Genomic DNA, 24903 nt, shown 5'->3' on the forward strand with positions numbered 1-24903 from the left:
GGGCGGGGAGTGAAAGTATCGCGTCCACGATGCTTCTACGCGCGTAGCACTGTCAGAAGTGAAAACTTGCGGCCAACTGGCCACGAGCCCCACAGAACGCGGCTCGGGGCCCGGGAGCGGATGAGACCACTGCCCGGACCCCGGAGACCACGACTACATGTCAGGAACGACCTTACGGGGCGGTCTTGACGTTGATCTTCTTGGCGATGATGTCGGCCTTGGCCTTCTCCACCGCGGCGACGACGTCCGTCATCTCCTTGTACTTCGGGTTGGAGTCGGCCAGGCCGACGCCGTCCTTGTCCAGGCCGTAGCGGATCTCCCCGGTGGTCGGCTTGCCGTCCTTGACCGACTTGATCAGGTTGAAGACGGAGTCCGAGACGTCCTTGGTGACCGAGGTCAGGATGGCGTCCTTGTACTTCGCCAGACCGGCCTGGTTGTACTGGTCGGAGTCGACGCCGATGGCCCACTTGCCCTTGGCCGAAGCGGCCTCGATGGCACCGGAACCCGCGAGACCGGCGGCGGCGTAGACCACGTCGGCGCCCTGGTCGATCTGACCCTGCGCGGCGGCCTTGCCGAGGTCGGGCTTCGAGAAGCCGTCGAAGTTCGGGGGCTGGGTCAGGTACTGGACCAGGACCTTGGCGTTCGGGTTGGTGTCCTTGACGCCCTGCGCGAAGCCCGCCTCGAACTTCTTGATCAGCGGAACCTCGACACCGCCGATGAAGCCGACCGTGCCGGTCTTGGACGCCTTGGCGGCGGCGACGCCGGCCAGGTAGGAGCCCTGCTCCTCGTTGAAGACGAGGTTGGCGATGTTCGGGCCGGTCACCGAGGTGTCGTCGATGATGCCGAAGGTGGTCTTCGGGAACTTCGGCGCGACCTTCTTGATGGCCGGGGCGTAGGAGAAGCCGACGCCGATGACCGGGTTGTTGCCCTTGCGGGCCAGCTCGGTGAGGCGCTGGACCTTGTCGGCCTCGCCCTCGCCGTCGGTGGGCTCGGCCTCGGAGGTCTTGACCTGGAGGTCGGTCTTCGCCTTCTCCATGCCGGCGAAGGCGGCGTCGTTGAACGACTGGTCGCCGCGGCCGCCGATGTCGTACGCGATGGCGACGCTCTCGGCCTGCGACGTGCTGTCGGAGGAGGTGTCAGACGACTTCTTACCGCCACAGGCGGTGGCCGAGAGGGCCAGCGCCGCGGACGCGATGCCCACGGTGGCGATCCTGGTGATCCGGCGCAAGGGGAGGCTCCTTCAAAACCTGACCGAAGCGCCACGACCGGCGCTGGTTTCGCGGCGATCGTAACGCGCGTAGATGTCAGTTAAAGGCCCGTTCATGAGTCGTTATCGGATCGTCGCGAATCAGACAGTGACCGATCGGTAACGAGTCACACGCCCAACCCTTGTGTACCAAGGGCTGGACGCGTCCGCCGGGAGGCTCGCCGATGGGGTACGAATTTCGGTTCGGCCCGGCCGTGATCCGGGCCTCACCGACTACCTCGCGCGTCGCCCGTCGAGCAGGGCGGCGGCCGTGAAGAACTCGACGCCGACCGCGATCGCGGACTCGTCGACGTCGAAATCACCCCGGTGCAGGTCGTGCTTGGCGAGGTCACCGGGGGTACGGACACCCAGCCGGGCCATGGCGCCGGGGACGTGCTCCAGGTACCAGGAGAAGTCCTCCCCGCCCAGGCTCTGCTCGGTGTCCTCGACCGACCCGGCGCCGCGGCGGGCCGCCATCGCCTCCCGGAGCAGTTCGGTGACCACCGGGTCGTTGACCACCGGCGGCACCCCGCGCACGTGGTTGATCTCGAACTTCGCCCCGTGCATGGTGGCGACCTCGTCGATCGCCGCGTGGATCATGTCCGGGGCCTCGTGCCAGGCGGCGAGGTCGAGGCACCGGACGGTTCCGGACAGCTCGGCGTGCATCGGGATGACGTTGCAGGCGTGCCCGGCCTCGATCCGGCCCCAGGTGACGGACATGCCCGAGCGGGCGTCCATGCGGCGGGCCAGCAGCGCCGGCACGTCGACGGCCACGCGGGCGGCGGCCGTCACCAGGTCGGTGGTCAGGTGCGGGCGGGCGGTGTGCCCGCCCGGGCCGGAGAGCGAGACCTCCAGGCGGTCGCAGGCCGAGGTGATGGGCCCGGGCCGCAGCCCGATCTTCCCGGCGTCGACCCGGGGGTCGCAGTGCACGGCGATGATCTTGCCGACGCCGTCCAGCACCCCGGAGTCGATGGCGTCGGTGGCCCCGCCCGGGAGCACCTCCTCGGCGGGCTGGAACAGCAGGCGCACGGGGCGGGGCAGCAGACCCTGGCGGTCGAGCTCGGCGAGGACCAGGCCGGCGCCGAGGACGACGGAGGTGTGCACGTCGTGGCCGCAGGCGTGGGCGCGGTCCGGGAAGGTCGAGCGGTACGAGACGTGCGTCTTGGCATCCGGGATGGGCAGGGCGTCGATGTCCGCGCGCAGCGCCAGCATGGGACGTACGCCGCCCTCCCGTCGCCCGCCACCGCCCTCAAACGAGCTTCGCGCCCCGATTTCTTCGGTGCCGACGTCACAGATGAGCCCCGTGCCGGACTTCAGTACCCGTGGTCGCAGGCCGGCTTTCTCCAGTCGGGCCTTAATGGCGGCCGTGGTCCGGAATTCCTGGTGCCCGAGTTCGGGATGCATGTGCAAGTCCCGGCGGAAGGCGATCAGTTCGGCACGCAGGTGGTCCGGAAGCTTGCCGGGCAGCTCGGAGCGGTCGGACGCGGCGGGCTGGGCGGTCTGGGACTCGCGGGACATCAACTGGTTCACCTGTTGAAGCCTAGGCGCACTGATAGGTCAACTGGCCGGGTATCCACAAAAGTTCATGCCGTTAGGGGAAAGATTCCCGGCCTCTGGACGCATGACCGGGCGGGCTCGCGGGTACACTCGCACGCTCATCCGGCCGCGGGTGCCGTCTGAGCAGGAAGTCTGTGCACATCGCGGGCGGTGTCGGTGACTCCCGCGAGGAATCCGCGGGCCCGCGGCGAGGCGGCGGCGCTCAGCCACTCCGGGTCCACATCGCATACGGCCACGGTGACGCCGGTGCCGGCCAGGGCGTAAGGCAGCGTGTGCACGACCGTGGAGGGGAAGCTGACGACGGTCCGGCCGACGGGGCCGCGCCGGGCGATCAGCTCCAGCGGCAGGTCCGGCCGTACGATCTCCAGCCCGGTCGCCTCGCTCAGCGCGCGCAGCTTCTCCGCGGATTCCCTGCGGTGGGCGAAGTAGCGGGTGGCGCCGTGCTCGCGGGTCAGGACGCGCACCGCCTCCAGGTAGTGGTCCGCGTCCACCACTCCGGTCTCCACCAGGGAGGTGCCGACCAGGTCGGTGCCCTTGGTCAGGCGCGGCGGGCCGAACCGGTCGCGGGTCCAGGCGAAGTCGTTGAGCCGCAGGGTCATGCCGCCGTGCGGGGTGACGGGCATCGAGCTGAACACCTCGACGGTGCGGCCGCTGCCCGCGGGCGGGGTGAAGCGGCGCCGGGCGGTCGCCGAGACCGGCGCGTACGCCAGCTCGCGGACGCGGGCCGGCAGTCCGCCGCCGCCGACGCGGTGCCAGCGGACGAGGCGTTCGCCGCGGGCGGTCTGGGCGACGAACTCCATGGTGGCGGTGCCGTCGTCGACCACCACCAGCTCCTCGGCCCGTACGAGGGTGAGCAGCAGCTGCACGTAGCGCGAGAAGGGGTCGCCCACGACGACGGTGCGGGCGGCACGGACGTCGCGGGCCAGTGCCGCGAGCGCCTTGAACGGCGCGAGACGGCCGCCGCGCGCCTCCTGCCAGCGGACCTCGTGCCCCTCGTCCCGGGCCAGCGCCGCCATCCGGCGCAGCTGGCCGCGGGACATGGGGTCGGTCGGGGGCAGTACGACGATCCGCGTCGCTGCCGCGCGGGCCGTGCGTGGTTCGGTCCCGGCCGCGGCGGACCCTGCGCCGGCGCCGCTCTGCGGTGTGCCCTCGCTCCGCGACTGGCGCGGGACGCCGTCGAGCAGCGGTCGTCCGTCGGCCGGGGCGGCGCCCCGCGCGTGGGCCCACTCCAGCACGTTCAGCAGTTGGACCGGGCTCTCGACGAACGCCAGGGTGGAGGCGGAACGGGGCACGGCGTACTCCTCGTCAGGGGACGGAACCTCTTCGCGGCGGACCGGACGGACCGGACGGACCGGGGTCAGACGGTGGCCAGGTCTCCCTGGACGCGGCGGAGCTTCTTCATGGGGCCGAGCTCGGACTCGTAGACGCGCTTGACGCCGTCGCCGAGGGCGGTCTCGATGGTGCGGATGTCGCGGACCAGGCGGGTGAGGCCGCCGGGCTCCACGGAGGCGGCCTGGTCGGAGCCCCACATCGCGCGGTCGAGGGTGATGTGGCGCTCGATGAAGGTGGCGCCGAGGGCTACGGCGGCGAGAGTGGTCTGCAGGCCCGTCTCGTGGCCGGAGTAGCCGATCGGGACGTTGGGGTACTCCTCGCGCAGGGTGTTGATCACCCGCAGGTTGAGCTCCTCGGCCTTGGCCGGGTACGTGGAAGTGGCGTGGCAGAGCAGGATGTTGTCGCTGCCGAGCACCTCGACCGCGTGGCGGATCTGCTTCGGGGTGGACATGCCGGTGGAGAGGACGACGGTGCGGCCGGTGGCGCGCAGGGAGCGCAGCAGTTCGTCGTCGGTGAGGGAGGCGGAGGCCACCTTGTGGGCGGGGACGTCGAACTTCTCCAGGAAGGCGACGGCCTCGGTGTCCCACGGGGAGGCGAACCAGTCGATGCCGCGCTTGGCGCAGTGCTCGTCGATGGCGCGGTACTCGGTCTCGCCGAACTCGACCTTGTGGCGGTAGTCGATGTAGGTCATGCGGCCCCAGGGGGTGTCGCGCTCGATGTCCCACTGGTCGCGGGGGGTGCAGATCTCCGGGGTGCGCTTCTGGAACTTGACGGCGTCGCAGCCGGCTTCGGCGGCGGCGTCGATGAGGGCGAAGGCGTTGCCGAGGTCGCCGTTGTGGTTGATGCCGATCTCGCCGACGACGTAGACGGGGCGGCCGGGGCCGGCGGTGCGCGGGCCGAAGCTGCGGTGGCGGAGGTCGGCGAGGGTGGAGGTCATGGCAGGAGGCGTCCTTCGGTGCGGGGATGTCGTGAAGTGCGGGGGTGTGGGCCGCGGGGGTGTGGGCTGCGGGTCGGGTCGTGCCGCGTCCTCGTCGAAGAGGGGTGCGAGGAGGCGGGCGCGGGCCAGGTCGTGCGGGTCGTCGATCTCCAGGACCCGGGCCGGGTCGGTGGCGACGGGCAGGGTCCGGCCGAAGAAGCGGTGGCGGGCGGCGCGGAAGCCGGCGGCGTCCATCGCGTAAGCGGCGCCGGTCTCCAGCAGGTCCTGGGGGCGGTCCTGGCGGCGGGGGCGGTACGCCTCGTCGTGGTTGACGCCGGCCGCGGAGCCGTCGGCGTCCGCCCGCCACAGGAATCCGTGGAAGGGGGCGGCGGTCAGGGCCGAGTCGGCGGCTCCCGTGGCCACGGCGGCGGCGACGGACTCCACCTCGCCGGGGGTCAGGAAGGGACTGGTGCACTGGACGAGGAGGACCACGTCCACGGTGACGGAGTGCAGTTCCTCGAAGGATTCGAGGGCGTGCAGAACGGCGGCCTCGCTGCTCGCGGTGTCGCCGGAGATCGCGGTCGGGCGGGAGATGACGTCGGCGCCGGCCGTGCGGGCGGCGGCGGCGATCGTCTCGGAGTCGGTGGATACGACCACGTCGGTCACCGTGGGAGCGGAGCGGCAGGCGCGCACGGCGCGGGCCACGAGCGGCACCCCGCCCACGGGGGCGGTGTTCTTGCCGGGGACCCCCTTGGAGCCGCCGCGCGCCGGGATGACGGCGAGGACCCTCACAGTTCCCCCAGCCGGCGGATGACCGGGGCCACGCGCTGCACCCCGTGCCGGTACGCCCCGCGGGCGGCCTCGCGCAGGTACGAGCGGAGCCGGCGGCGCAGCCGGGACTCGCCCGCCGTCTCCCGGACGGCGCCGGGCAGCGGGGTGCCGTCGGGCCGCAGGTGCTGCCGCGCGAGGATCCCGGGCAGGTACCCGGGGGCGGTTTCGAGCGTGTAGTACGGGGCGGGGGCGGGCAGCACCGGCTCGGCGAGCAGCGCCGCGAGCCGGTCCCGCGCGGCGGCGTACGCGTCGTGCGGCGCGCCTCCGGCCTGGTCGACCGGGGGCCGGACGCCCTGGGCCGACAGCCAGTCCGGGTCGCCCTGCGGGAGCAGCCCGGCGTCGAGCTGGTCCCAGGAGGCCAGGCAGCCCGAGCCGAGGAAGTGGTGGTTGCCGAGGGCCTCGCGGATGCCGAGGTCGGTGAGGACGGCCGTCGGGACGCCCCGGTGCAGGGATTCGAGGGCGGCGGTGGAGGAGACGGTGACCAGCAGGTCGGTGCCGTCCAGGACCTCGCCCATGTTCCCGTAGACCAGACGGCAGTTGGCCGGCAGTCCGCCGGGGATCTTTTCCGCGAGCCGCTGGTAGGGCTGCTCCTCCAGGTGCGTGGTGTGTTCCCCGGGCTTGCTGCGCAGCTTGATCAGCACCTCGCGTTCGGGGTGCAGCCGCGCGTGCCCGGCGGCCCGTTCCAGCAGGTACGCGCGGTCGGCGCGGCTGTCGGGGACGGAGGGCTGCACGGCGAAGACCACCGTGTGGGCCCGGCTCCCGGCCCGCTCGTACGGGGCTCCGCCCAGGAACGGCAGCACGGTCTCGGTGACGGCGGCGGCGTCCGCGCCGACCCCCTCGTACACGGCGCGGAACCGCTCGGCGTCGTGGTGGGAGTTGGCCAGTACGAGGTCCGCCCCGTGCCGCAGCAGCAGCCCGTCGGCGAGCTTCTCGTACACGACGCCCACGTACCCGGTGACGAACACGGGCCGCCGCGCCGGGTCCGGCCACAGGGCGCGGGCCCCGTGCAGGACGGCCTGGACGGCCCCGCCGACGAGGGCGAGGACGACCACGTCGTACCGTTCGCGCCCGATCTCCGCGAGGAACTCGGCGCAGGTCACCTCGGACAGCCGGTCGGCCCGGACCCCCACCTCACCGAGCTGGCGCGCGGTGGGCGTGGCCCGGCCGCGCAGCAGGTATCCGGTGAGGTCGTGGTCGTCGGGTACGAGACGGCGGGCGGTGAGCGCGCCCCATTTCCATCGCGTATCGGAATCGGCGAGTACGGCGACGCGTTTGCGGATCGACACGCCGCAGAAGCTATTCCGCGAATTGAGTGATCGGCCCAACGAACGCACAACAGCGGGTTAACAACGCATCGACTGAATGCGAAACCGGACGGGTTAACACGTCTGCCGTGCGTCGTTCACATGGAATACGCGTCCGGGCCATGATGAATGCCGGGCGCCGCCCTAATGTCTCGGAGGTGCCCAAGCTCTCTGTTGTCGTGCCGTTCTACAACGTGCAGACGTACGCACCGGACGCCCTGAAAAGCCTCGCCCTCAACGCCCGGGACGATTTCGAGTTCGTCCTGGTGGACGACTGCTCCACGGACGGGACCCCCGCCCTGCTGGAGCGCGCGGCGCGCGAGCTGCCCGGTGCGGTGCACGTCGGACACGAGCGGAACGGCGGTCTGGCGACCGCGCGCAACACCGGGCTGGACGCCGCGCGCGGCGAATACCTCGCGTTCCTCGACGGGGACGACTGGCTGGCCCCCGGCCACCTGGCCCGGATGTTGGCCGCCATTGAGACTCTGAACTGCGACTTCATCCGCACGGACCATGTGAAGTGCACCGGCAGGGCGCGCAGTGTGCAGCGGGTCCCCTACGGGCCGCAGGGCGTGGTGGCCGATCCGCGGACCGCGATCCTGCCCGTGGACCGCGCCACCTCGGTGGACTACCCGTACGCCTGGGCCGGGATGTACCACCGGCGACTGCTGGACAGCGGCCTGCTGCGGTTCACCGACGGGCTGCGGACGGCGGAGGACCGACCGTGGATCTGGCGGCTGCACCGGGAGGCGGAGTCGTTCGCCGTGGTGGGGCTGCCGGGGATCTTCTACCGGCGCGGAGTTTCCACCTCGCTGACGCAGATCGGCGACGAACGACAGCTCGATTTCATCAAGGCATTCGACGAAGTCCTGTCCGACGTGCGGAAAGACCGGGAATCGGAGCTTTTTCTCCCGAAAGCCGTACGAACATATTGCGCCATTATCGCGCACCATTTCGGTTCCATCGGGAGGTTCGAACCGGCCGTGGCCAGGAAACTCCGTTCGATGAGCGCGGCCGCGCTCGGACGCATGCCCCAGGACGTACTGGACCGGGTCCTCGACTCGATGGACGCCGAACGCGCCGGCGTCCTGCGCCGCGTCCGCGGCGGCCGCCGCGTCCCGTCGGGGGCGACCGCCTGATGCCCACGCAGCTCTTCCTGACCTCCACCCTCTACGGCGCGGCCACGCTCGCCGCGGGAGTCGACGCCGGCTCCTTCCCTCCCGCCGGTCGGCGGATCCTGCTGACCAGCAACCACGCCGTCGCCGCCGAGGTCACCCCCGGGGTCGCCGACGCGCCGGGCTTCGCCGCCCTGCGTTCCCGCTTCGACGAGGTGCTCGACTGGAACGAGGTCATCGCACCGCAGCACCCGAGCACCTGGGCCCCGCGCCCGGAGGACGTACCGCTGTGGGAGCGGCAGCTGCGCGCCCTGTGGGGCCTGGGCGAGGACCGCGTCGAGCTGATCGTGGAGTCCCTCCAGGTGCCGCCCGCGCAGACCCTGTGCCGGCTCTTCCCCGGCGCGGCCGTCGACGTCTACGCCGACGGGCTGATGAGCTACGGGCCCACGCGCTTCCGGCTCGACCCGCAGCTCGGGATGCGCGTACGGCGCGTGCTCCACCTGGACCTCGTACCGGGGCTGGAGCCGCTGCTGCTGACGGAGTTCGGGGCCCGGGCGGAGCTGGTGCCGACGGAGGCCTTCCACAAGGTCCTGGGCGAACTGGCCGAACTGACCGAACCGGCGGAGTCGGCGGAGCCGGCTGTGGCGTCGGGAGCTGCGCCCGCCCTGCTCCTGGGCCAGTACCTCTCCGCGCTCGACCTGATGAGCCCGGACGAGGAGGAGGAGCTGCACGTCTCGATGGTCCGGGGCGCGCACGCGCTGGGCCACACCGAGCTGGTCTTCAAGCCGCATCCCAGCGCCCCGGCCGCCTACTCGCGCCGCGCGGAGGCGGAGGCCGAGCGGCTCGGCGCCCGGATCACCGTGGTCGACACCCCGGTCCTGGCCGAGACCCTCTACCGGCGGCTGCGCCCGGCGCTGGTCGTCGGCTGCTTCTCGACCGGGCTGCTGACCGCCGCCACGCTGTACGGGCTCCCGGTGGCCCGGACCGGGACGGACGCCATACTGGCCCGGCTGACCCCGTACCCGAACAGCAACCGCGTCCCGCTCGCGCTGGTGGACTCCCTGCTGCCCGACCTCGCGGACGCCGGCGCGGTGCGCTCCTGGACCTTCCCCGCGCCCGAGCGGGTGCGGGAGGAGACGACCGGGCTGCTCACGGCCGTCGGCTTCACGATGCAGCCGCAGGTGCTGGCCGGGCGCCGGGCCGACGCCGAGGCCTATCTGGCCCGGCACCTGACCCCGCGCACGTGGCGGTACTTCACCCGCCGCCGGCTGACCGGCCTGGGCCTTCCGGGCGGCATCCCCGCCCGGCTGGCGTTCCTGCCGCGGAGCCGGGCGGTGCGCCGCGTGGCCCGGCGGCTCAAGCGCGTACTGGGCTGACGACCTCCGCCCGGGCGGACTCGGCCGGGCGGACTCGGCCGGGCGGACCGGGCCTTGCGACCTCAGCCGGTCGCGAGCTTGGCCGCGAAGCCGAGGAACAGCACGCCCGCCGCCGAGGTGGCCCCGGCCGACAGCCGCTTGCGGCGGCGGAAGGCGTCCGAGAGCCGCGTCCCCCCGAATATCAGCAGCGTCAGGTACAGGAAGCTGCCGGTCTGCAGCAGACCGCCCAGCAGCAGGAACGACAGTGCCGGGTAGGCGTAGGACGGGTCCACGAACTGCACGAAGAAGGACATCAGGAAGAGGATGGCCTTCGGGTTGAGCAGGCTGATCAGCAGCGCCCGCCGGTAGGGCCGCTCGTGCTCGGCCGCCTCCGCGGGTGTCTCCTCGACCGCCTCGGCCCGCTCCGTACGCGTACGCCACAGCGCCCAGGCTCCGCGCATCATGCCCACGGCCAGCCACGCCAGGTACCCGGCGCCGAGGACCTTGACCACGGTGAACACCAGTGGGCTCGCCTTGAGCAGCGCCCCGGCGCCCAGGGCCGTCAGCAGCATCAGCACGGCGTCGCCGGTGAACACCCCGGCGGCGGCCTTGTAGCCGGTGCGCACGCCGCGGCGGGCGGCCACGGACAGCACGTAGAGCGAGTTCGGGCCCGGCAGCAGAATGATGAGCACCAGGCCGGCGAGATAGGTCGGAAGATCAGTCACACCCAGCATGTGCAGGAGTGTCCCATAGGGACACACCTGTCGGTCGAGTGTGTTTCACCACGTGGAATCCACCGGTTCGTACGTGCCCCAGACCTCCCTCAGGGCCCCGCACACCTCACCCACCGTGGCCCGCGCCCGCAGCGCCTCCTTCATCGGGTAGAGCACGTTCTCCGTCCCGGCCGCCGCCTCCCGCAGGGCGGCGAGCGCCGCCCGGACCGCCTCCCCGTCCCGCTCCGCCCTCAGCCGCGCCAGGGCCTCGCACTGCCGCGCCTCGATCGCCGGGTCCACGCGCAGCGGCTCGTACGGCTCCTCCCGCTCCAGCGCGAACCGGTTGACCCCGACGACCACGCGCTCCCCGCGCTCGGTCTCCTGCGCGATGCGGTAGGCGTTCTTCTCGATCTCGGCCTTCTGGAAGCCGTTCTCGATCGCGGCCACCGCCCCGCCCTGGTCCTCGACCCGGCGCATCAGCGCGAGCGCGGCCGCCTCCAGTTCGTCCGTCATCCGCTCCACCGCGTACGACCCGGCGAACGGGTCCACGGTGTGCGGCACGTCCGTCTCGTACGCGAGGACCTGCTGGGTGCGCAGCGCGAGGCGGGCGGACTTCTCGGTCGGCAGCGCGATGGCCTCGTCGAAGGAGTTGGTGTGCAGCGACTGGGTGCCGCCGAGGACCGCGGCCAGCGCCTGCACCGCGACCCGTACGAGGTTCAGCTCGGGCTGCTGCGCCGTCAGCTGGACGCCGGCCGTCTGGGTGTGGAAGCGCAGCATCAGCGACTTCGGGTCGCGGGCCCCGAACTCCTCGCGCATGACGCGCGCCCAGATCCGTCGGGCGGCGCGGAACTTCGCGACCTCCTCCAGGAGGGTGGTGCGGGCCACGAAGAAGAAGGAGAGCCGGGGCGCGAACTCGTCGACCGCCATCCCGGCGGCCAGGGCCGTACGGACGTACGCGATCCCGTCCGCGAGGGTGAAGGCCACTTCCTGCGCGGGCGAGGCCCCCGCTTCGGCCATGTGGTAGCCGGAGATGGAGATGGTGTTCCACTTGGGGATCTCGGCCCGGCAGTAGCGGAAGGTGTCGGCCGTCAACCGCAGCGAGGGGCCGGGCGGGAAGATGTACGTCCCCCGGGCGATGTACTCCTTGAGGACGTCGTTCTGGACCGTTCCCGTCAGCTGCGCGCCCGAGATGCCCTGTTCCTCCGCGACCAGTTGGTAGAGCAGCAGGAGCAGCGCGGCGGGCGCGTTGATGGTCATGGAGGTGGAGACGCGGTCGAGCGGGATCCCGTCGAACAGGACCCGCATGTCGTCGACGGAGTCGACGGCGACGCCGACCTTGCCCACCTCGCCGTGCGCGAGCGGGGCGTCGGAGTCGTGCCCCATCTGCGTCGGCAGGTCGAAGGCGACGGACAGCCCGGTGCCGCCGCCCGCGATGAGCTGCCGGTACCGGGCGTTCGACTCGGCGGCCGTGCCGAAGCCGGCGTACTGCCGCATCGTCCAGGGCCGGCCGGTGTACATGCTCGGGTAGACCCCGCGCGTGTAGGGGAAGCCGCCGGGCTCCCCGAGGGCCTGCGCGGGGTCCCACCCCGTCAGGTCGTCGGGACCGTAGACGGGTTCGATGGGGATTCCGCTCTCGGTGTGCGCCGTCACGTGCGACCTCCGTGGAACTACCGGGTCCAGGACTGGTACAACCGTCCCGCACATGTCCTCGAAAGGCTGCGGACGGCTCCTGGTCACAATGGCGCAACATCCCCGGGCCCAGTGCAACTCTCCACGCGCGCCAGGCATCACCTACATACACGACCGTAGAAACCGGGGGACCGCTCATGCACCGCCAGAGAGTCATAATCCGCACGCTCGGGATCGCCACCGCCGTCGCGCTCGCCGCGACCGCCTGCGGACCGCAGAAGTCGGAGTCGGCAGGCTCCTCTTCTTCGGCTTCGTCTTCGCCCACGGCGGGTGCGACCCCTGAAGCCTCTCCTTCCACGGACAACAAGCCGGGCGACGCCTCGCCGTCGGCTTCCGCCTCCGCCTCCGCCTCCGCCTCGCCGTCCGCCACGCCCGCGGTGAAGGCGATCATGGCCAACGGCGACGAGAGCGACCAGATCCGCGAGCTCCAGGCGCGGCTGAAGCAGCTCAAGCTGATGTCGGTCGCACCGACCGGTTTCTACGGGTCGAAGACGACCGCCGCGGTCAAGTCCTTCCAGTCGAAGAACGCCCTGACCGCCAGCGGTTCGGTCGACGACGCGACCTGGCAGAAGATCCAGAAGCTGACGAAGAAGCCCACCGAGGAAGAGCTGCGCCCGCCGACCACGAACGAGGTCGACGCTCCGGACCCGCGCTGCATGACGGGCCGCGTGATGTGCATCAGCAAGGAGAGCCGCACCCTCGCCTGGATGATCGACGGGAAGATCGTCTCCACCATGGACGTGCGCTTCGGCTCGGAGAACACTCCGACCCGCGAGGGCGAGTTCAAGGTGGACCGCAAGGAGAAGGACTGGGTGTCGACGATCTACCACACGCCGATGCCGTACGCGATGTTCTTCAGCGGCGGCCAGGCGGTGCACTACTCGGCGGACTTCGCGGCCCGCGGCTACGCCGGCGCCTCGCACGGCTGCGTGAACGTCCGGGACAAGGGCAAGCTGTCGGCGCTCTTCGCCCAGGTGCAGACCGGCGACAAGGTCGTCGTCTACTGGTGAGTCCGGGGCGTCCGGTCTGCCGGACGCCTGGATGACGCGGCCCTGCCGGGCGGATCCGGCCGGGCCGCTTTCGCGTGCGTGCCGGGCCGTTCGGGTCGGAAGTAGAGGGCGCGGGCGGGGCCGGGGGAACGTGCCCCGCCCGCGCCGGTTGCGCAGAGCCCAGGGGTACGGGGGGAACCCCGGCTCATGCGCGGCCGATGACCAGTCGGCTCGTTATGTACTGCGCCGCCGCTTCGAAAAGTGTTACAGCGGGCCGGGACGAGTTTCAGCCGATGCTGCTGGAGCCGCTGCCGGGGCGGGCCGGAACCAGGATCCGGGGCTTCACCGGGCCGTCCTGACCCGGGGAGTTCCCGCGCGGGCCGCCCGCGGTGACCCCGCTCAGCAGCGACTCGCAGTAGACCGGGATCCGGGAGGCCCCGCGGGCCAGCAGCGAGAGCCGGTCGCGGCGCTCGATGGTGAGGCGGCCCGCCCGGTACTCCTTGCACAGGTCCGCGGCCTTCAGGAGGACGTCGCCCTGCCCCTGGCCGTTCCGGTCCTTGTCCTTGTCCTTGGCGCCGCCCTCGGTGCCGGGGGTCTCCCGGCCTCCGGTCGTACCGCCGATCTCACCGTCGCGGGTGTCGGGGGTGTCGCGTCCCGGGCCTCCCGTGGCGGAGCCGCCCGGCGAATTTCCGCCAATCGTGGAGCCGCCCCAGGAGGTGAGCCCGTCGGGTGCCGGCGGCTGCGTACCGCCCGGGGGCGTCGCCGGGACCGCGCCGTCGCCCCGGTGCGGGGTGGGCCGGCCCTGCGGGGACTGGGTCGGGGCGCCGGTGCCGATGCCCTTCGCCGCGTCCTCGTCGACGCTGATGGAGGCGGCCGGTCCCGGTCCCGCCACGTCGTGCCGGTCCTGGCCCAGCAGTCCCGCGGCCGCCGCGGCGGCGAGTCCGCCGACCGTGACGCTCGCCAGGGCCGCCGCCAGGCCGAACCGTACGGCCCGGCCGCGCCGGACGCCCCGCGGGCGCTCGTACCGACCGACTTCGACGAGCGGTTCCGCGATGTCGGCCCGCGCGGCGACGGGGCCGATCGCGTCGGCCGTGGCCGCGGCGCGCGCGGCCCGGAAGGCGGCCATCGCCGCGGCTTCACCGGCGTGCGCGCCCACGGGGGCCTGCGGCCGGGCGAGGGAATCGAGTGCGGCCCGCAGCCGGGCGGCTTCGACCCGGGCGCGGAGGTCGGCGGACGGTCCCAGGGGTTCCAGGGGTTCACCGCGCAGCAGTTTTTCGGCCGCGGCTTCGTCGAGCCACCGCCTGTCGCGCTCGTCGGCCATCACATGTCCTTCTGCGTCCGCCAACGTGAATGCGTCACACCGGTTTGCTCCACGAGGCCCCCACTGTGGCCGCGTTGCGCGGGAACGGCGTCGAGATCCCTCCTGCCCCCGCCGTCCCGTGGCCGGCCACCGGCATTATGGCCGACCGTGATCCCGCTGTCGGCGTCGGGAGGGCCCCCGCCCTCGCCGTCCTGCGCGCCGAGCAGTTCGGCGAGCTTCTTCAGCCCCCGGTGCGCGGCGGTGCGCACGGCGCCGGGGCGCTTGCCCAGGGTCTCGGCGGCGCTCTTGGCGTCGAGTCCGACCACGACCCGCAGGACGACGGCCTCCGCCTGGTCCTGGGGGAGCTGGGCGATCAGGGCCATGGTCGAGCCGGTGGAGAGGGACTCCATGGCGGCGGAGGCGGTGTCGCACTCGGCGGCCCAGCCGGTCAGCTCGGTCTCGTCGCCGCCGATGGCGGGCCGACGGCCGCGCATGCGGATGTGGTCGAGGGCCCGGTTGCGCGCGATGCGGGCGGCCCAGCCGCGGAAGCGGTCGGCGTCGCCCGTGAAGGAGTCGAGGTCGCGGGCGATCTGCAGCCAGGCCTCGGACGTCACGTCCTCCGCGTCGCCGTCCCCGACGAGCGTGCGTACGTATCCGAGCAGGCGCGGGTGCACGGCGCGGTACACAGCACGAAACGCGTTCTCGTCGCCGCCCTGTGCCGCGAGCACCGCGGCGGTCAGCTCCGCGTCGTCCCCCAGCAAAGTCCCCAACCCGTTCAACGTCCTGTCCGTGTGGCGCAAATCAGCACGTTACGGCTTTCCGCACCCCTCGTCCACGTGTTGTACAACCTGCAACCATTCCTGTGCGGAGCGAGGTGTGACACAAAACGCACTCGGGGCGCTGACAGGAGTACGGGCTTGTCGCACGAGCCCGTGACGGATGGCGACCGGGGCCTCTCCTGTGGGGGGTGGCGGCCTCGGTCGTCCTCCACCTCTCCCCGCACGCGGGACGCGGGGCGGCCACGGCACCTCGCGGGCCACTCGCGCCACCCTCCTCTCCCGCGTCATCCTTTCGGCTCACTTCCTCGCGAAAAGCTCGAATGGGTACGACACTCCCGGCCCCGCGTCGATAGCGTGGCGGGTACACCCGCGTCGCGTCCCGAGGAGCCCCCCGCTGTCCAGCCACCTTCCGGCACAGGCCCGCGGCTGCTCCGATCCTTCCCACGACTCCGGACTGGCGCGGTTCAACGCCCTCTCCCCCGAAGCCGCCCGGGCCCTCCTGCTGCACTGCTGCGGAAGCCGGCGCTGGGCCCACCGGGTGGCCGCCCACCGACCGTATCCCGACGTCGGCGTCCTGCTCGCCGCCGCGGACGAGGCCTCGTACGACCTCTCTCAGGCGGACCTGACGGAGGCGCTGTCCGTCGAATGCCCGGCGCAGCTCGGGCACGGCTCCCCGTACGCGGCCCTGCTGGCGCTCGACGCGGCCAACGCGGAGTACGAGCGCAAGTTCGGGCACGCCTTCGTGATCAGCCTCGACGAGCACCCGCCGGAGGAGCAGGCGAACCAGTTGCTGGCCGCGATCCGGCACCGGATGGCGCACGAGGTGGACGAGGAGCGCTCCATCTCCGCCGACGAGCTGCGCCGCCTCGCGCAGACCCGGCTGGCCGAACTGACACGCCGACTGACCTCACCGGATGGGGTGGCTGCGGCCGAATTCGGGCTATTTGCTCCTGTGGGATAGCCCGTCCGTGCCTGTTTGATCACACCGGAGGACCCCGGGCGAGGGAACCGACAAAGCGTCGCTACGATGTCCGGGGCCGGTGGACCGTACCCGGCCGGGCCCGACCGACAAAGAAGCCGGCTGGCCCCCGCCCCGCTTCCGGAGGGTTTTCCGTGCCGGCTGGAACGTTGTACCGCGGCCGGGAAGGAATGTGGTCCTGGGTGGCTCATCGAGTCACCGGCGTCCTCATTTTCTTCTTCCTGTTCGTACACGTCCTCGACACCGCTCTCGTCCGCGTCTCCCCCGAGGCGTACGACGATGTCGTGGCTACCTACAAGACTCCGATCGTCGCGCTGCTGGAGTACGGCCTCGTCGCCGCAATCCTGTTCCACGCGCTCAACGGTCTTCGTGTCATCGCCGTGGACTTCTGGTCCAAGGGCCCGCGCTACCAGAAGCAGATGCTCTGGACCGTGGTGAGCGTCTGGATCGTGCTGATGGCCGGGGCCGTGTACCCCGTCCTGAGCCACGCCTACCTCGAACTGTTCGGGAAGTGACACGCATGAGCTCTGACACTTCTTTCGAAAAGGTCGGCTCGGTGGAGGGCATCTCCCTCTACGACGTCGACAACCCGGCCCCGTACATCGAGGCCCCGCGCAAGCGCACGGGCAAGACCCCGCGCTCGACCCGCGGCAACTTCGAGATGGCCGCGTGGCTCTTCATGCGCCTCTCCGGCATCGTGCTGGTCGTCCTGGTCATCGGCCACCTGCTGATCCAGCTGGTGCTCGACGGCGGCGTCTCCAAGATCGGCTTCGCCTTCGTGGCCGGTCGCTGGGCGTCCCCGTTCTGGCAGGTCTGGGACCTGCTGATGCTGTGGCTGGCGATGCTGCACGGCGCCAACGGTCTGCGTACCGTCATCAACGACTACGCGGAGCGCGCCAACACGCGGCTGTGGCTGAAGGGCCTGCTCTACACCGCCACGGTGTTCACCATCCTTCTGGGCACGCTGGTGATCTTCACCTTCGACCCGAACATCCGCTAGGCAACGGGGCTGAGGCGAAACAGATGAAGATCCACAAGTACGACACCGTGATCGTCGGCGCAGGTGGCGCCGGCATGCGCGCCGCCATCGAGGCGACGAAGCGCAGCCGCACCGCGGTGCTGACGAAGCTCTACCCCACCCGCTCCCACACGGGCGCCGCGCAGGGCGGCATGGCCGCCGCGCTGGCCAACGTGGAGGACGACAACTGGGAGTGGCACACCTTCGACACGGTCAAGGGTGGTGACTACCTGGTCGACCAGGACGCCGCCGAGATCCTGGCGAAGGAGGCCATCGACGCGGTCCTCGACCTCGAGAAGATGGGCCTGCCGTTCAACCGCACCCCGGACGGCACCATCGACCAGCGCCGCTTCGGCGGTCACTCCCGCAACCACGGCGAGGCGCCGGTCCGCCGGTCCTGCTACGCCGCGGACCGCACGGGCCACATGATCCTCCAGACGCTGTACCAGAACTGCGTCAAGGAGGGTGTGGAGTTCTTCAACGAGTTCTACGTCCTGGACCAGCTCCTGGTCGAGGAGGACGGCGTCAAGAAGTCGGCCGGTGTGGTCGCGTACGAGCTCGCCACCGGCGAGATCCACGTGTTCCAGGCCAAGTCCGTCATCTACGCCTCCGGCGGCACCGGCAAGTTCTTCAAGGTGACCTCCAACGCGCACACCCTCACGGGTGACGGCCAGGCGGCCTGCTACCGCCGCGGCCTGCCGCTGGAGGACATGGAGTTCTTCCAGTTCCACCCGACGGGCATCTGGCGCATGGGCATCCTGCTGACGGAGGGCGCCCGCGGTGAGGGCGGCATCCTCCGCAACAAGGACGGCGAGCGCTTCATGGAGAAGTACGCGCCGGTCATGAAGGACCTCGCGTCCCGTGACGTCGTCTCGCGCTCCATCTACACGGAGATCCGTGAGGGCCGCGGCTGCGGTCCCGCCGGTGACCACGTGTACCTGGACCTGACTCACCTCCCGCCGGAGCAGCTCGACGCGAAGCTCCCGGACATCACGGAGTTCGCGCGCACCTACCTGGGCATCGAGCCGTACACGGACCCGATCCCGATCCAGCCCACCGCGCACTACGCCATGGGCGGCATCCCGACCAACGTCGAGGGTGAGGTCCTGGCGGACAACACCACCGTCGTCCCGGGTCTGTACGCGGCCGGCGAGGTCGCGTGCGTGTCGGTGCACGGCGCGAACCGCCTGGGCACCAACTCGCTGCTGGACATCAACGTCTTCGGCAAGCGCTCGGGCATCGCGGCCGCGGCCTACGCCCACGCCAACGACTTCGTCGAGCTGCCGGAGAACCCGGCGCAGCAGGTCGTCGAGCAGGTCGAGCAGCTGCGCAACTCCACGGGCAGCGAGCGGGTCGCGGACCTGCGCCTGGAGCTCCAGGAGACGATGGACGCCTGCGTGATGGTGTTCCGTACGGAGCAGACCATCAAGACCGCGGTCGAGAAGATCGCGGAGCTGCGCGAGCGCTACAAGAACGTGTCCGTCCAGGACAAGGGCAAGCGCTTCAACACGGACCTGCTGGAGGCCATCGAGCTGGGCAACCTGCTCGACCTGGCCGAGGTCATGGCCGTGTCCGCCCTGGCGCGCAAGGAGTCCCGCGGCGGTCACTACCGCGAGGACTACCCGAACCGCGACGACGTCAACTTCATGCGCCACACCATGGCGTACCGCGAGGTCGGCGCCGACGGCAAGGACTCCGTCCGGCTGGACTACAAGCCCGTCGTCGTCACCCGCTACCAGCCGATGGAGCGTAAGTACTGATGGCCACCCCCACCCTGGACAAGGTCGAGGCCGAGGCCGCGGCCTCGCAGAACATCACGGTCACCTTCCGGATCCGCCGCTTCAACCCCGAGGTTTCGGACGAGGCGCAGTGGCAGGACTTCCAGATCGAGATCGACCCGAAGGAGCGCGTGCTCGACGGTCTCCACAAGATCAAGTGGGACCTCGACGGCACGCTGACCTTCCGTCGCTCGTGCGCGCACGGCATCTGCGGCTCCGACGCGATGCGGATCAACGGCAAGAACAGGCTCGCCTGCAAGACGCTGATCAAGGACATCAACCCGGAGAAGCCGATCACCGTCGAGGCCATCAAGGGCCTCACGGTGATGAAGGACCTCGTCGTCGACATGGAGCCCTTCTTCCAGGCGTACCGGGACGTCATGCCGTTCCTGGTCACCAAGGGCAACGAGCCGACGCGCGAGCGCCTGCAGTCCGCCGAGGACCGCGAGCGCTTCGACGACACCACCAAGTGCATCCTGTGCGCCGCGTGCACGTCCTCGTGCCCGGTGTTCTGGAACGACGGCCAGTACTTCGGCCCGGCGGCGATCGTCAACGCGCACCGCTTCATCTTCGACTCGCGTGACGAGGCGGGCGAGCAGCGGCTGGAGATCCTGAACGACAAGGACGGCGTGTGGCGCTGCCGCACGACCTTCAACTGCACCGACGCGTGCCCGCGTGGCATCGAGGTCACGAAGGCGATCCAGGAAGTCAAGCGCGCGCTGATCACGCGCCGCTTCTGACCTACTGACGCGCCGAGGCCCGTACCCCCTTCCGGGGTGCGGGCCTTTCGCGTTCCCCGGGGTGCTCCAGGGCACCGCCGCGTTCGCTTGAACTTGTTCAAAAAAGGGCCTACAGTCATCGTCGTCAGCAGTTGAACACGTTCAAAGGGGCTGGGGCTGTGGACCTCAACGTCGTCGCATACGTCATCTACCTGGGCATCAGCATCGGGCTCACCGTCTGGGTGGCCCGCACGCTCAGCCGCAACGGCCGCGTCTTCATCGGCGACGTCCTCGCCGGCAACGAGAAGCTCGCCGATGCCGTCAACCAGCTGCTCGTGGTCGGTTTCTACCTCGTGAACATCGGCTTCGTGACCCTGTTCCTGCGCTCGGACGTCGCCATCGAGACGACCCGCGAGCTCTTCGAGGCGCTGTCGTTCAAGCTCGGCATCGTCCTGCTGGTCCTCGGGGTCATGCACCTCGGCAACGTGTACGCGCTCAACAAGATGCGCCGCCGCGGGATCATGGAGCGCCAGCAGACCCCGCCGCTCGCCCCCCAGGGGTGGACCGCGCCGGCCGGGGCCTGACCGGTGGCCGCGCCCGGTGCGGTCCGTCACCTGACCGTGCTCTACGACGCCGACTGCCCGCTCTGCGTGCACATCCGGCACTGGCTGCTCGGACAGCAGTGGCTGGTGCCCCTCCGCCTCGTCCCCGCCGCGTCCGCCGCGGCGCGGCAGCGGTACCCGGAGCTCGACCACGCCTCCACGCTCCGCGAGATCACCGTCATCGGGGACTCGGGCCAGGTGTGGAGGGGCACGGACGCCTTCATCGTCTGCCTGTGGGCGCTGTCCGAGCACCGACCCCGGGCCAACTGGCTGGCCACGCCGGCCGGTCGCCCCTTCGCCCGGGCCGCCATGTACACGGCCTCGGCATGGCGGCAGGCGGTACGGACCGAGGGGGGCGGGGGCGCCGATGCGGAGTCGGAGGGACCGGCCTGTGACGACCACTGTCCCGTCCCCCGATAGGCTCATCCACCGTGACTGATCAGAAGGCTCCCAAGAGCGAGCAGACCCGCACGCTCATCCTCGAAACCGCGCTCCGGCTCTTCCAGGAGCGCGGCTTCGACAAGACGACGATGCGGGGTATCGCGAAGGAGGCCGGCGTCTCGGTCGGCAACGCCTATTACTACTTCGAATCGAAGGAACACCTGGTCCAGGGGTTCTACGACCGGATCGGCGCCGCACACCAGGCGGCGGTCCGGCCCATCCTGGACAACGAGACCGATCTGCAGAAGCGGCTCGCGGGCGTACTGACGACCTGGCTGGACATCGCGGCCCCGTACCACGAGTTCGCGTCGCAGTTCTTCAAGAACGCGGCGGACCCGGAGAGTCCGCTCAGCCCCTTCTCGCCGGAGTCCGAGCCCGCGCGGCAGGCCTGCATCGACATACACCGCGAGGTGTTGGCGGGGGCGAAGACCAAGGTGCCGGCCGAACTGGCCGACGTACTGCCGGAGCTGATGTGGCTCTCGCAGATGGGCCTGGTCCTCTACTGGGTCTTCGACCGTTCACCGGACAGCGAGAAGACCCGGCGGCTCGCCGACCGCGGCGCGCATCTGACCACGCGGGGCATCATCCTCGCCCGGTTCCGGGTGCTGCGGCCGCTGGTGCGGGAACTCCACGAGCTGTTCGCCGACTTCCTGCCCGGCATGGCCGAGACGGCGACGGCGAAGGCCCGCAAGAAGTCCTCGACCCCGGCTCGGGCCGCGAAGCCGGACCCGTCGGACGACTGACGTAGGGCGCCGAGCGTTCGGCGTCAGGCGTCCGACGGCAGGTGTCCGACGGCAGGTGTCCGGCCGGTCTACAGCCAGTTCAGCTCCCACAGGCGCCAGACCCCGGTGCCGTCGGAGAGGTTCTGGGCGCCGGCGACGGCGTCGCGGGACATCACGTAGTCCTTCTTCTGCCAGATCGGCACCATCGGGGACTGCTGGGCGACGAGCTTCTGCAGCTCGCGGAAGTCGCCCGCGGCGTCGCCCCGGTCCGAGTAGGACTGCGTACGGGTGATCAGCTCGTCCACGTGCTTGTCCGCGAAGCCGCTGTTCATGGAGGAGTCGGCGCCGACGAGCGGGGCGAGGAAGTTGTCCGCGTCCGGGAAGTCGGCGATCCAGCCGATGGTGTAGGCGTCGAACTCCCCCGCCGCGTAACCCTTCTGGAAGTCGGCCCACTTCTCGATGGGCTTGACCGTCACCTGGAAGAGGCCGGTGGCCTCCATCTGCCGCTTGATCTCCTCGGCCTCGGGGACGTTCGCGCCCTTCGCGTTGACCCCGAGGGTGAGATTGACGGGCGTGGCGATCCCGGCGTCCTTCAGGATCTTCTTCGAGGTCGCGCCGTTGGCCGCCGGGTACAGGTCGAAGAACGGTGTGCTGTGGCTCGCGATGCCCGCCGGGACGAGGGAGTACAGCGGCGTGACGGTGCCCGAGTAGACGTCGCTGGCCAGCTTCGGCCGGTCGAGGGCGGCGGCGACGGCCTGACGGACGGCGACCGGCGCCGCGGCCGAGCCGGGACGGACGTTGAAGACCACGGAACGGGTCTCGGTACCGCCGGAGGCCTCGTAACGGGTGTCCTTCATGCCCGGGTTGAGATCGGCGAGCACGGCCGGCGGCATCTCCCGGTGGGCCACCTCGATCTCGCGGTCGTTCCAGGCCTTGTCGAGCTGCGCGGAGCCCTCGTAGTACCGGACGGTGACGGCGGTCTGGGCCGGCTTGGCCTGGCCCGCATACGACTCGTTGGGCTCCAGCTCGGCCCTGGTGCCGGCCTTGTACTCGCCGAGCTTGTACGGGCCCGAGCCGTCGACCTTCCCGTCCTCGCGCAGCGCCTTCGCCGGGTACTTGTCCTTGTCGACGATCGAGGCGGCGCCCGTCGCGATCTTGAAGGGGAAGGTGGCGTCCCCGGTGGCGAGGTTGAAGGTGACGGTGCGGCCCTCGGCCTTGACCGAGTCCAGCGTGTTGAAGAGCGGGGCCGGGCCCTGGTCGGAGTTGATCGCCTTGATCCGGTCGAAGGAGTGCTTGACGTCCTCGGCCGTGATCTGGCGCCCGTTGGAGAACTTCAGGTCGGAACGCAGCTCGCACTGGTAGGTGGTGAGCTTCTGCCCGACGAACTGGCAGGAGGAGGCCGCGTCCGGCACGGGAGTGGCGGAGCCGGGCTTGATGGTGAGCAGCGACTGGTAGACGTTGCTGAACAGGGCCCAGGAACCGGCGTCGTACGCCCCGGCGGGGTCGAGGGAGGAGACGACGTCACTGGTGCCGACCCGGATGGAGCCCCGGTCCTTGCCCTCCCAGGGCACCAGCTGCCAGGCCCCCACCCCGACGACGCCGAGGACCACCCCGGCAATGACGACCTTCGACCCGACAGACGGCATCCCGCGAACCCCACCCCTGTACCGGAGACAGCACCCCACTGTCCGATTACCGGATACCGGCCATCCCATCACGGAATTTCGGCCACCGGAAGGCAGGTGTGTGATCGATCGGACGCGGGTCGTTACCGGTTGGGGTGGGTCAGGCCTGGTATGAGGCGAGTTCGACGACTGTGATGTCGGACGGCGCGCCGACCCGGACCGGCGGACCCCAGGCCCCCGCCCCGCGGGACACGTAGAGCTGGGTGTCCCCGTAGCGCTCCAGTCCGGCCACGGTGGGGTTGGCGAGCTCCGCCAGGTAGTTGCCGGGCCAGAGCTGGCCGCCGTGGGTGTGGCCGGAGAGCTGGAGGTCGACGCCGTGCCGGACGGCGTCGTGGATGACCACGGGTTGGTGGGCGAGGAGCACGGCGGTACGGGCCCGGTCGCGGTCGCCGAGGGCGGCGGCGAAGTCGGGGCCCTCTCCCTCGCTCTCGCCCGCGATGTCGTTCACGCCGGCGAGGTCGAAGTACGGCAGGGCGCGGCGGGCGTTCTCCAGCGGGGTGAGCCCGAGTTCGCGGACGTGGTCGACCCACTGGCGGGCGCCGGAGAAGTACTCGTGATTGCCGGTGACGAAGTACGCACCGTGCCGCGCGACCAGCCCGCGCAGCGGCTCGGCGGCGGGCCCGAGGTCGTGCACGTCGCCGTCGACGAGGTCGCCGACGACGGCGATCAGGTCGGGCTGGGTGCGGTTGACGGTGTCGACGATGCGCTGGGTGTGGGCGCGGCCGAGGATCGGCCCGAGGTGGACGTCGCTGACCACCGCGATCCGGAAGCCGTGCGCCGCGCGGGGCAGTTTGGCCAGGGGGACCCTGACCCGCTTGACGCTCGGTCCGCGCAGCACCCCGTACGCCCCGTTCGCGACCGTCCCGAGGGCCACGGCGGCGGCCGCCCCTCCGATCGTCCGGGCGACGAACCGCCGCCGGGTCTGCAGCCCGGCTCCGGGGTCGTCCCCGCCCGCCTGCCCGGCCGGCTCGTCGGCCGCGGCCCCGGCCACCGGCCGGCCCGCTGACGGACCGTCGGTGCCGGGGTGTTCCGCCGTGCGCGCGGCCGGGCCCGCCGGCGCTGCCGCCAGGGCCGGCTCGGGGTCCGGGGAAGGGCCCGGCACCTCCCCGGTGGGAGGCCGCTGGGCCAGTCGGCGGAGCAACAGCGCGCGGATCGGCTCCGCGACCAGCATCGTCAGGCTCAGGTACAGGAGCACCGCGAGCCACAGGAACCCCGGCCAGGCCACCGCCTGCTGGATCCGGAAGGGTGCCCCGCCGCGGCCGGTGGTCAGGGCGGCCACAGAGAGGAGGGGCAGGGCGATGAACAGGACCGTGCCGACACGCCGGGGCAGGCCGCCGGGGACGGTGGTGTCGCGCACCAGCCGGATCCAGAGCCAGCGGTGGACCAGTACCAGCAGGGCGAGGACCGCGAGGGCGATCAGCGCGAAGATCACGATCTTCATGCGGAGTGGTCCTCGCCCTCGTCCGTTCCCGTGCGTGACGCACGCCGCAGCGCGAGGACCGCGCGCAACCCGATCACACCGACGGCCGTCCCCAGGAGAAAGGACGTCACCGCGAGCGTCAGGTGCACCCAGAAGTAGGCCGTGGGGTCACCCGCCGCATCGAACGCCAACCCACTGCCGTTCTTCCACAGGTTCCGGACGAAAGACACCCAGATGAACCAGCTCCAGACGCCGAAGGCGAGCAGGAACCAGGAGGCGGTACGGCTGAGTTTCATGCCCTCAGTATCGGATTCGTCCCCAGGACGGACGCGCCGGGGTGGGCTGTCCCGGGGGAGCTTGCAGCGAATTGGCCGGTCCGTGATGACGATCAGCTCATCGGGATGTACTTTCAC

23 protein-coding genes and 1 pseudogene are annotated in these 24903 nt (G+C 71.0%); 11 read left to right on the forward strand and 13 right to left on the reverse strand.

Translation table 11 applies throughout. The features are described from left to right. Window positions 1-172: 172 nt before the first annotated feature. From ACFYYJ_RS22720 to ACFYYJ_RS22745, 6 genes and pseudogenes are all read right to left on the reverse strand, one after another. Complete coding sequence (locus ACFYYJ_RS22720) at window positions 173-1228, reverse strand: BMP family protein (RefSeq protein ID WP_385127506.1); 1056 nt, start codon at window positions 1226-1228, stop codon at window positions 173-175. Between the two features lie 252 nt (window positions 1229-1480). Continuing rightward, window positions 1481-2764, reverse strand: a complete 1284-nt coding sequence (locus ACFYYJ_RS22725; RefSeq protein ID WP_385127560.1) for an amidohydrolase — start codon at window positions 2762-2764, stop codon at window positions 1481-1483. 137 nt (window positions 2765-2901) lie between these two features. Further along, the gene (locus ACFYYJ_RS22730; RefSeq protein WP_385363957.1) at window positions 2902-4095 is read right to left on the reverse strand and encodes a hypothetical protein; all 1194 of its coding nucleotides are present in this window, start codon (window positions 4093-4095) and stop codon (window positions 2902-2904) included. A 65-nt stretch (window positions 4096-4160) separates the two neighbouring features. Beyond that, on the reverse strand, window positions 4161-5072 hold the full coding sequence (locus ACFYYJ_RS22735) for an N-acetylneuraminate synthase family protein (protein ID WP_385363962.1): 912 nt from the start codon (window positions 5070-5072) through the stop codon (window positions 4161-4163). 402 nt (window positions 5073-5474) lie between these two features. Further along, window positions 5475-5843 (reverse strand): annotated as a pseudogene (locus tag ACFYYJ_RS22740) (cytidylyltransferase domain-containing protein); the annotation flags it as partial. Then, window positions 5840-7168, reverse strand: a complete 1329-nt coding sequence (locus ACFYYJ_RS22745; protein WP_385127510.1) for a DUF6716 putative glycosyltransferase — start codon at window positions 7166-7168, stop codon at window positions 5840-5842. The gene ACFYYJ_RS22745 and the pseudogene ACFYYJ_RS22740, both read right to left, overlap by 4 nt. Window positions 7169-7344: 176 nt before the next feature. On the opposite strand from ACFYYJ_RS22745, the gene ACFYYJ_RS22750 reads away from it, so the two are divergent. Further along, entirely contained in the window at window positions 7345-8325 is a 981-nt protein-coding gene (locus ACFYYJ_RS22750) for a glycosyltransferase family 2 protein (RefSeq protein ID WP_389134907.1), read from the forward strand. After that, the gene (locus tag ACFYYJ_RS22755; RefSeq protein WP_389134908.1) at window positions 8325-9677 is read left to right on the forward strand and encodes a polysialyltransferase family glycosyltransferase; all 1353 of its coding nucleotides are present in this window, start codon (window positions 8325-8327) and stop codon (window positions 9675-9677) included. The genes ACFYYJ_RS22750 and ACFYYJ_RS22755 overlap by 1 nt, the downstream gene beginning before the upstream one ends. 62 nt (window positions 9678-9739) lie before the next feature. Here ACFYYJ_RS22755 and leuE read toward each other — a convergent pair whose 3' ends face one another. Then, window positions 9740-10390, reverse strand: a complete 651-nt coding sequence (gene leuE, locus ACFYYJ_RS22760; protein WP_385127515.1) for a leucine efflux protein LeuE — start codon at window positions 10388-10390, stop codon at window positions 9740-9742. Window positions 10391-10435: 45 nt separating this feature from the next. Continuing rightward, window positions 10436-12019, reverse strand: a complete 1584-nt coding sequence (locus ACFYYJ_RS22765) for a methylmalonyl-CoA mutase (RefSeq protein WP_385127517.1) — start codon at window positions 12017-12019, stop codon at window positions 10436-10438. Window positions 12020-12195: 176 nt separating this feature from the next. On the opposite strand from ACFYYJ_RS22765, the gene ACFYYJ_RS22770 reads away from it, so the two are divergent. Continuing rightward, window positions 12196-13068, forward strand: a complete 873-nt coding sequence (locus ACFYYJ_RS22770; RefSeq protein WP_385127518.1) for a L,D-transpeptidase family protein — start codon at window positions 12196-12198, stop codon at window positions 13066-13068. A 265-nt stretch (window positions 13069-13333) separates the two neighbouring features. Here ACFYYJ_RS22770 and ACFYYJ_RS22775 read toward each other — a convergent pair whose 3' ends face one another. Continuing rightward, on the reverse strand, window positions 13334-14368 hold the full coding sequence (locus ACFYYJ_RS22775) for a hypothetical protein (RefSeq protein WP_389134911.1): 1035 nt from the start codon (window positions 14366-14368) through the stop codon (window positions 13334-13336). Beyond that, entirely contained in the window at window positions 14368-15108 is a 741-nt protein-coding gene (locus ACFYYJ_RS22780) for an RNA polymerase sigma factor (protein WP_385127563.1), read from the reverse strand. The genes ACFYYJ_RS22775 and ACFYYJ_RS22780 overlap by 1 nt, the downstream gene beginning before the upstream one ends. Window positions 15109-15625: 517 nt before the next feature. On the opposite strand from ACFYYJ_RS22780, the gene ACFYYJ_RS22785 reads away from it, so the two are divergent. The 8 genes from ACFYYJ_RS22785 (at window position 15626) to ACFYYJ_RS22820 (ending at window position 21406) form a co-directional block, all read left to right on the forward strand. Next, the gene (locus tag ACFYYJ_RS22785) at window positions 15626-16087 is read left to right on the forward strand and encodes a 2-oxo-4-hydroxy-4-carboxy-5-ureidoimidazoline decarboxylase (protein WP_385127565.1); all 462 of its coding nucleotides are present in this window, start codon (window positions 15626-15628) and stop codon (window positions 16085-16087) included. Window positions 16088-16239: 152 nt separating this feature from the next. Next, window positions 16240-16620 (forward strand): succinate dehydrogenase, cytochrome b556 subunit, encoded by a 381-nt coding sequence (gene sdhC / locus ACFYYJ_RS22790; protein WP_376661267.1) that lies wholly within the window; start codon window positions 16240-16242, stop codon window positions 16618-16620. Between the two features lie 5 nt (window positions 16621-16625). Further along, window positions 16626-17105, forward strand: a complete 480-nt coding sequence (locus ACFYYJ_RS22795; protein WP_385127520.1) for a succinate dehydrogenase hydrophobic membrane anchor subunit — start codon at window positions 16626-16628, stop codon at window positions 17103-17105. Window positions 17106-17128: 23 nt separating this feature from the next. Beyond that, complete coding sequence (sdhA, locus tag ACFYYJ_RS22800; RefSeq protein WP_385127522.1) at window positions 17129-18883, forward strand: succinate dehydrogenase flavoprotein subunit; 1755 nt, start codon at window positions 17129-17131, stop codon at window positions 18881-18883. Continuing rightward, entirely contained in the window at window positions 18883-19641 is a 759-nt protein-coding gene (locus tag ACFYYJ_RS22805) for a succinate dehydrogenase iron-sulfur subunit (protein ID WP_385127524.1), read from the forward strand. Before sdhA ends, ACFYYJ_RS22805 begins: the two co-directional genes overlap by 1 nt. Window positions 19642-19799: 158 nt before the next feature. After that, on the forward strand, window positions 19800-20204 hold the full coding sequence (locus ACFYYJ_RS22810; RefSeq protein WP_385127530.1) for a hypothetical protein: 405 nt from the start codon (window positions 19800-19802) through the stop codon (window positions 20202-20204). A gap of 3 nt (window positions 20205-20207) precedes the next feature. Further along, a complete protein-coding gene (locus ACFYYJ_RS22815; protein WP_385127532.1) occupies window positions 20208-20642 on the forward strand; it encodes a thiol-disulfide oxidoreductase DCC family protein in 435 nt (144 codons plus the stop codon). An 11-nt stretch (window positions 20643-20653) separates the two neighbouring features. Beyond that, window positions 20654-21406, forward strand: coding sequence for a TetR/AcrR family transcriptional regulator (locus ACFYYJ_RS22820; protein ID WP_389134914.1), 753 nt, complete (start codon window positions 20654-20656; stop codon window positions 21404-21406). A gap of 68 nt (window positions 21407-21474) precedes the next feature. On the opposite strand, the gene ACFYYJ_RS22825 is transcribed toward ACFYYJ_RS22820, so the two are convergent. The 3 genes from ACFYYJ_RS22825 to ACFYYJ_RS22835 all read right to left on the reverse strand — a co-directional run bounded on the left by ACFYYJ_RS22825 (window position 21475) and on the right by ACFYYJ_RS22835 (window position 24786). Further along, entirely contained in the window at window positions 21475-23031 is a 1557-nt protein-coding gene (locus ACFYYJ_RS22825) for an ABC transporter substrate-binding protein (RefSeq protein WP_389134917.1), read from the reverse strand. Between the two features lie 139 nt (window positions 23032-23170). Then, complete coding sequence (locus ACFYYJ_RS22830; protein WP_389134920.1) at window positions 23171-24511, reverse strand: metallophosphoesterase; 1341 nt, start codon at window positions 24509-24511, stop codon at window positions 23171-23173. Beyond that, window positions 24508-24786 (reverse strand): SCO4848 family membrane protein, encoded by a 279-nt coding sequence (locus tag ACFYYJ_RS22835; RefSeq protein ID WP_385127540.1) that lies wholly within the window; start codon window positions 24784-24786, stop codon window positions 24508-24510. Before ACFYYJ_RS22835 ends, ACFYYJ_RS22830 begins: the two co-directional genes overlap by 4 nt. Window positions 24787-24903: the final 117 nt, after the last annotated feature.

Source organism: Streptomyces sp. NPDC002467 (assembly GCF_042889825.1).
In the GTDB taxonomy this organism is placed as follows: domain Bacteria; phylum Actinomycetota; class Actinomycetes; order Streptomycetales; family Streptomycetaceae; genus Streptomyces.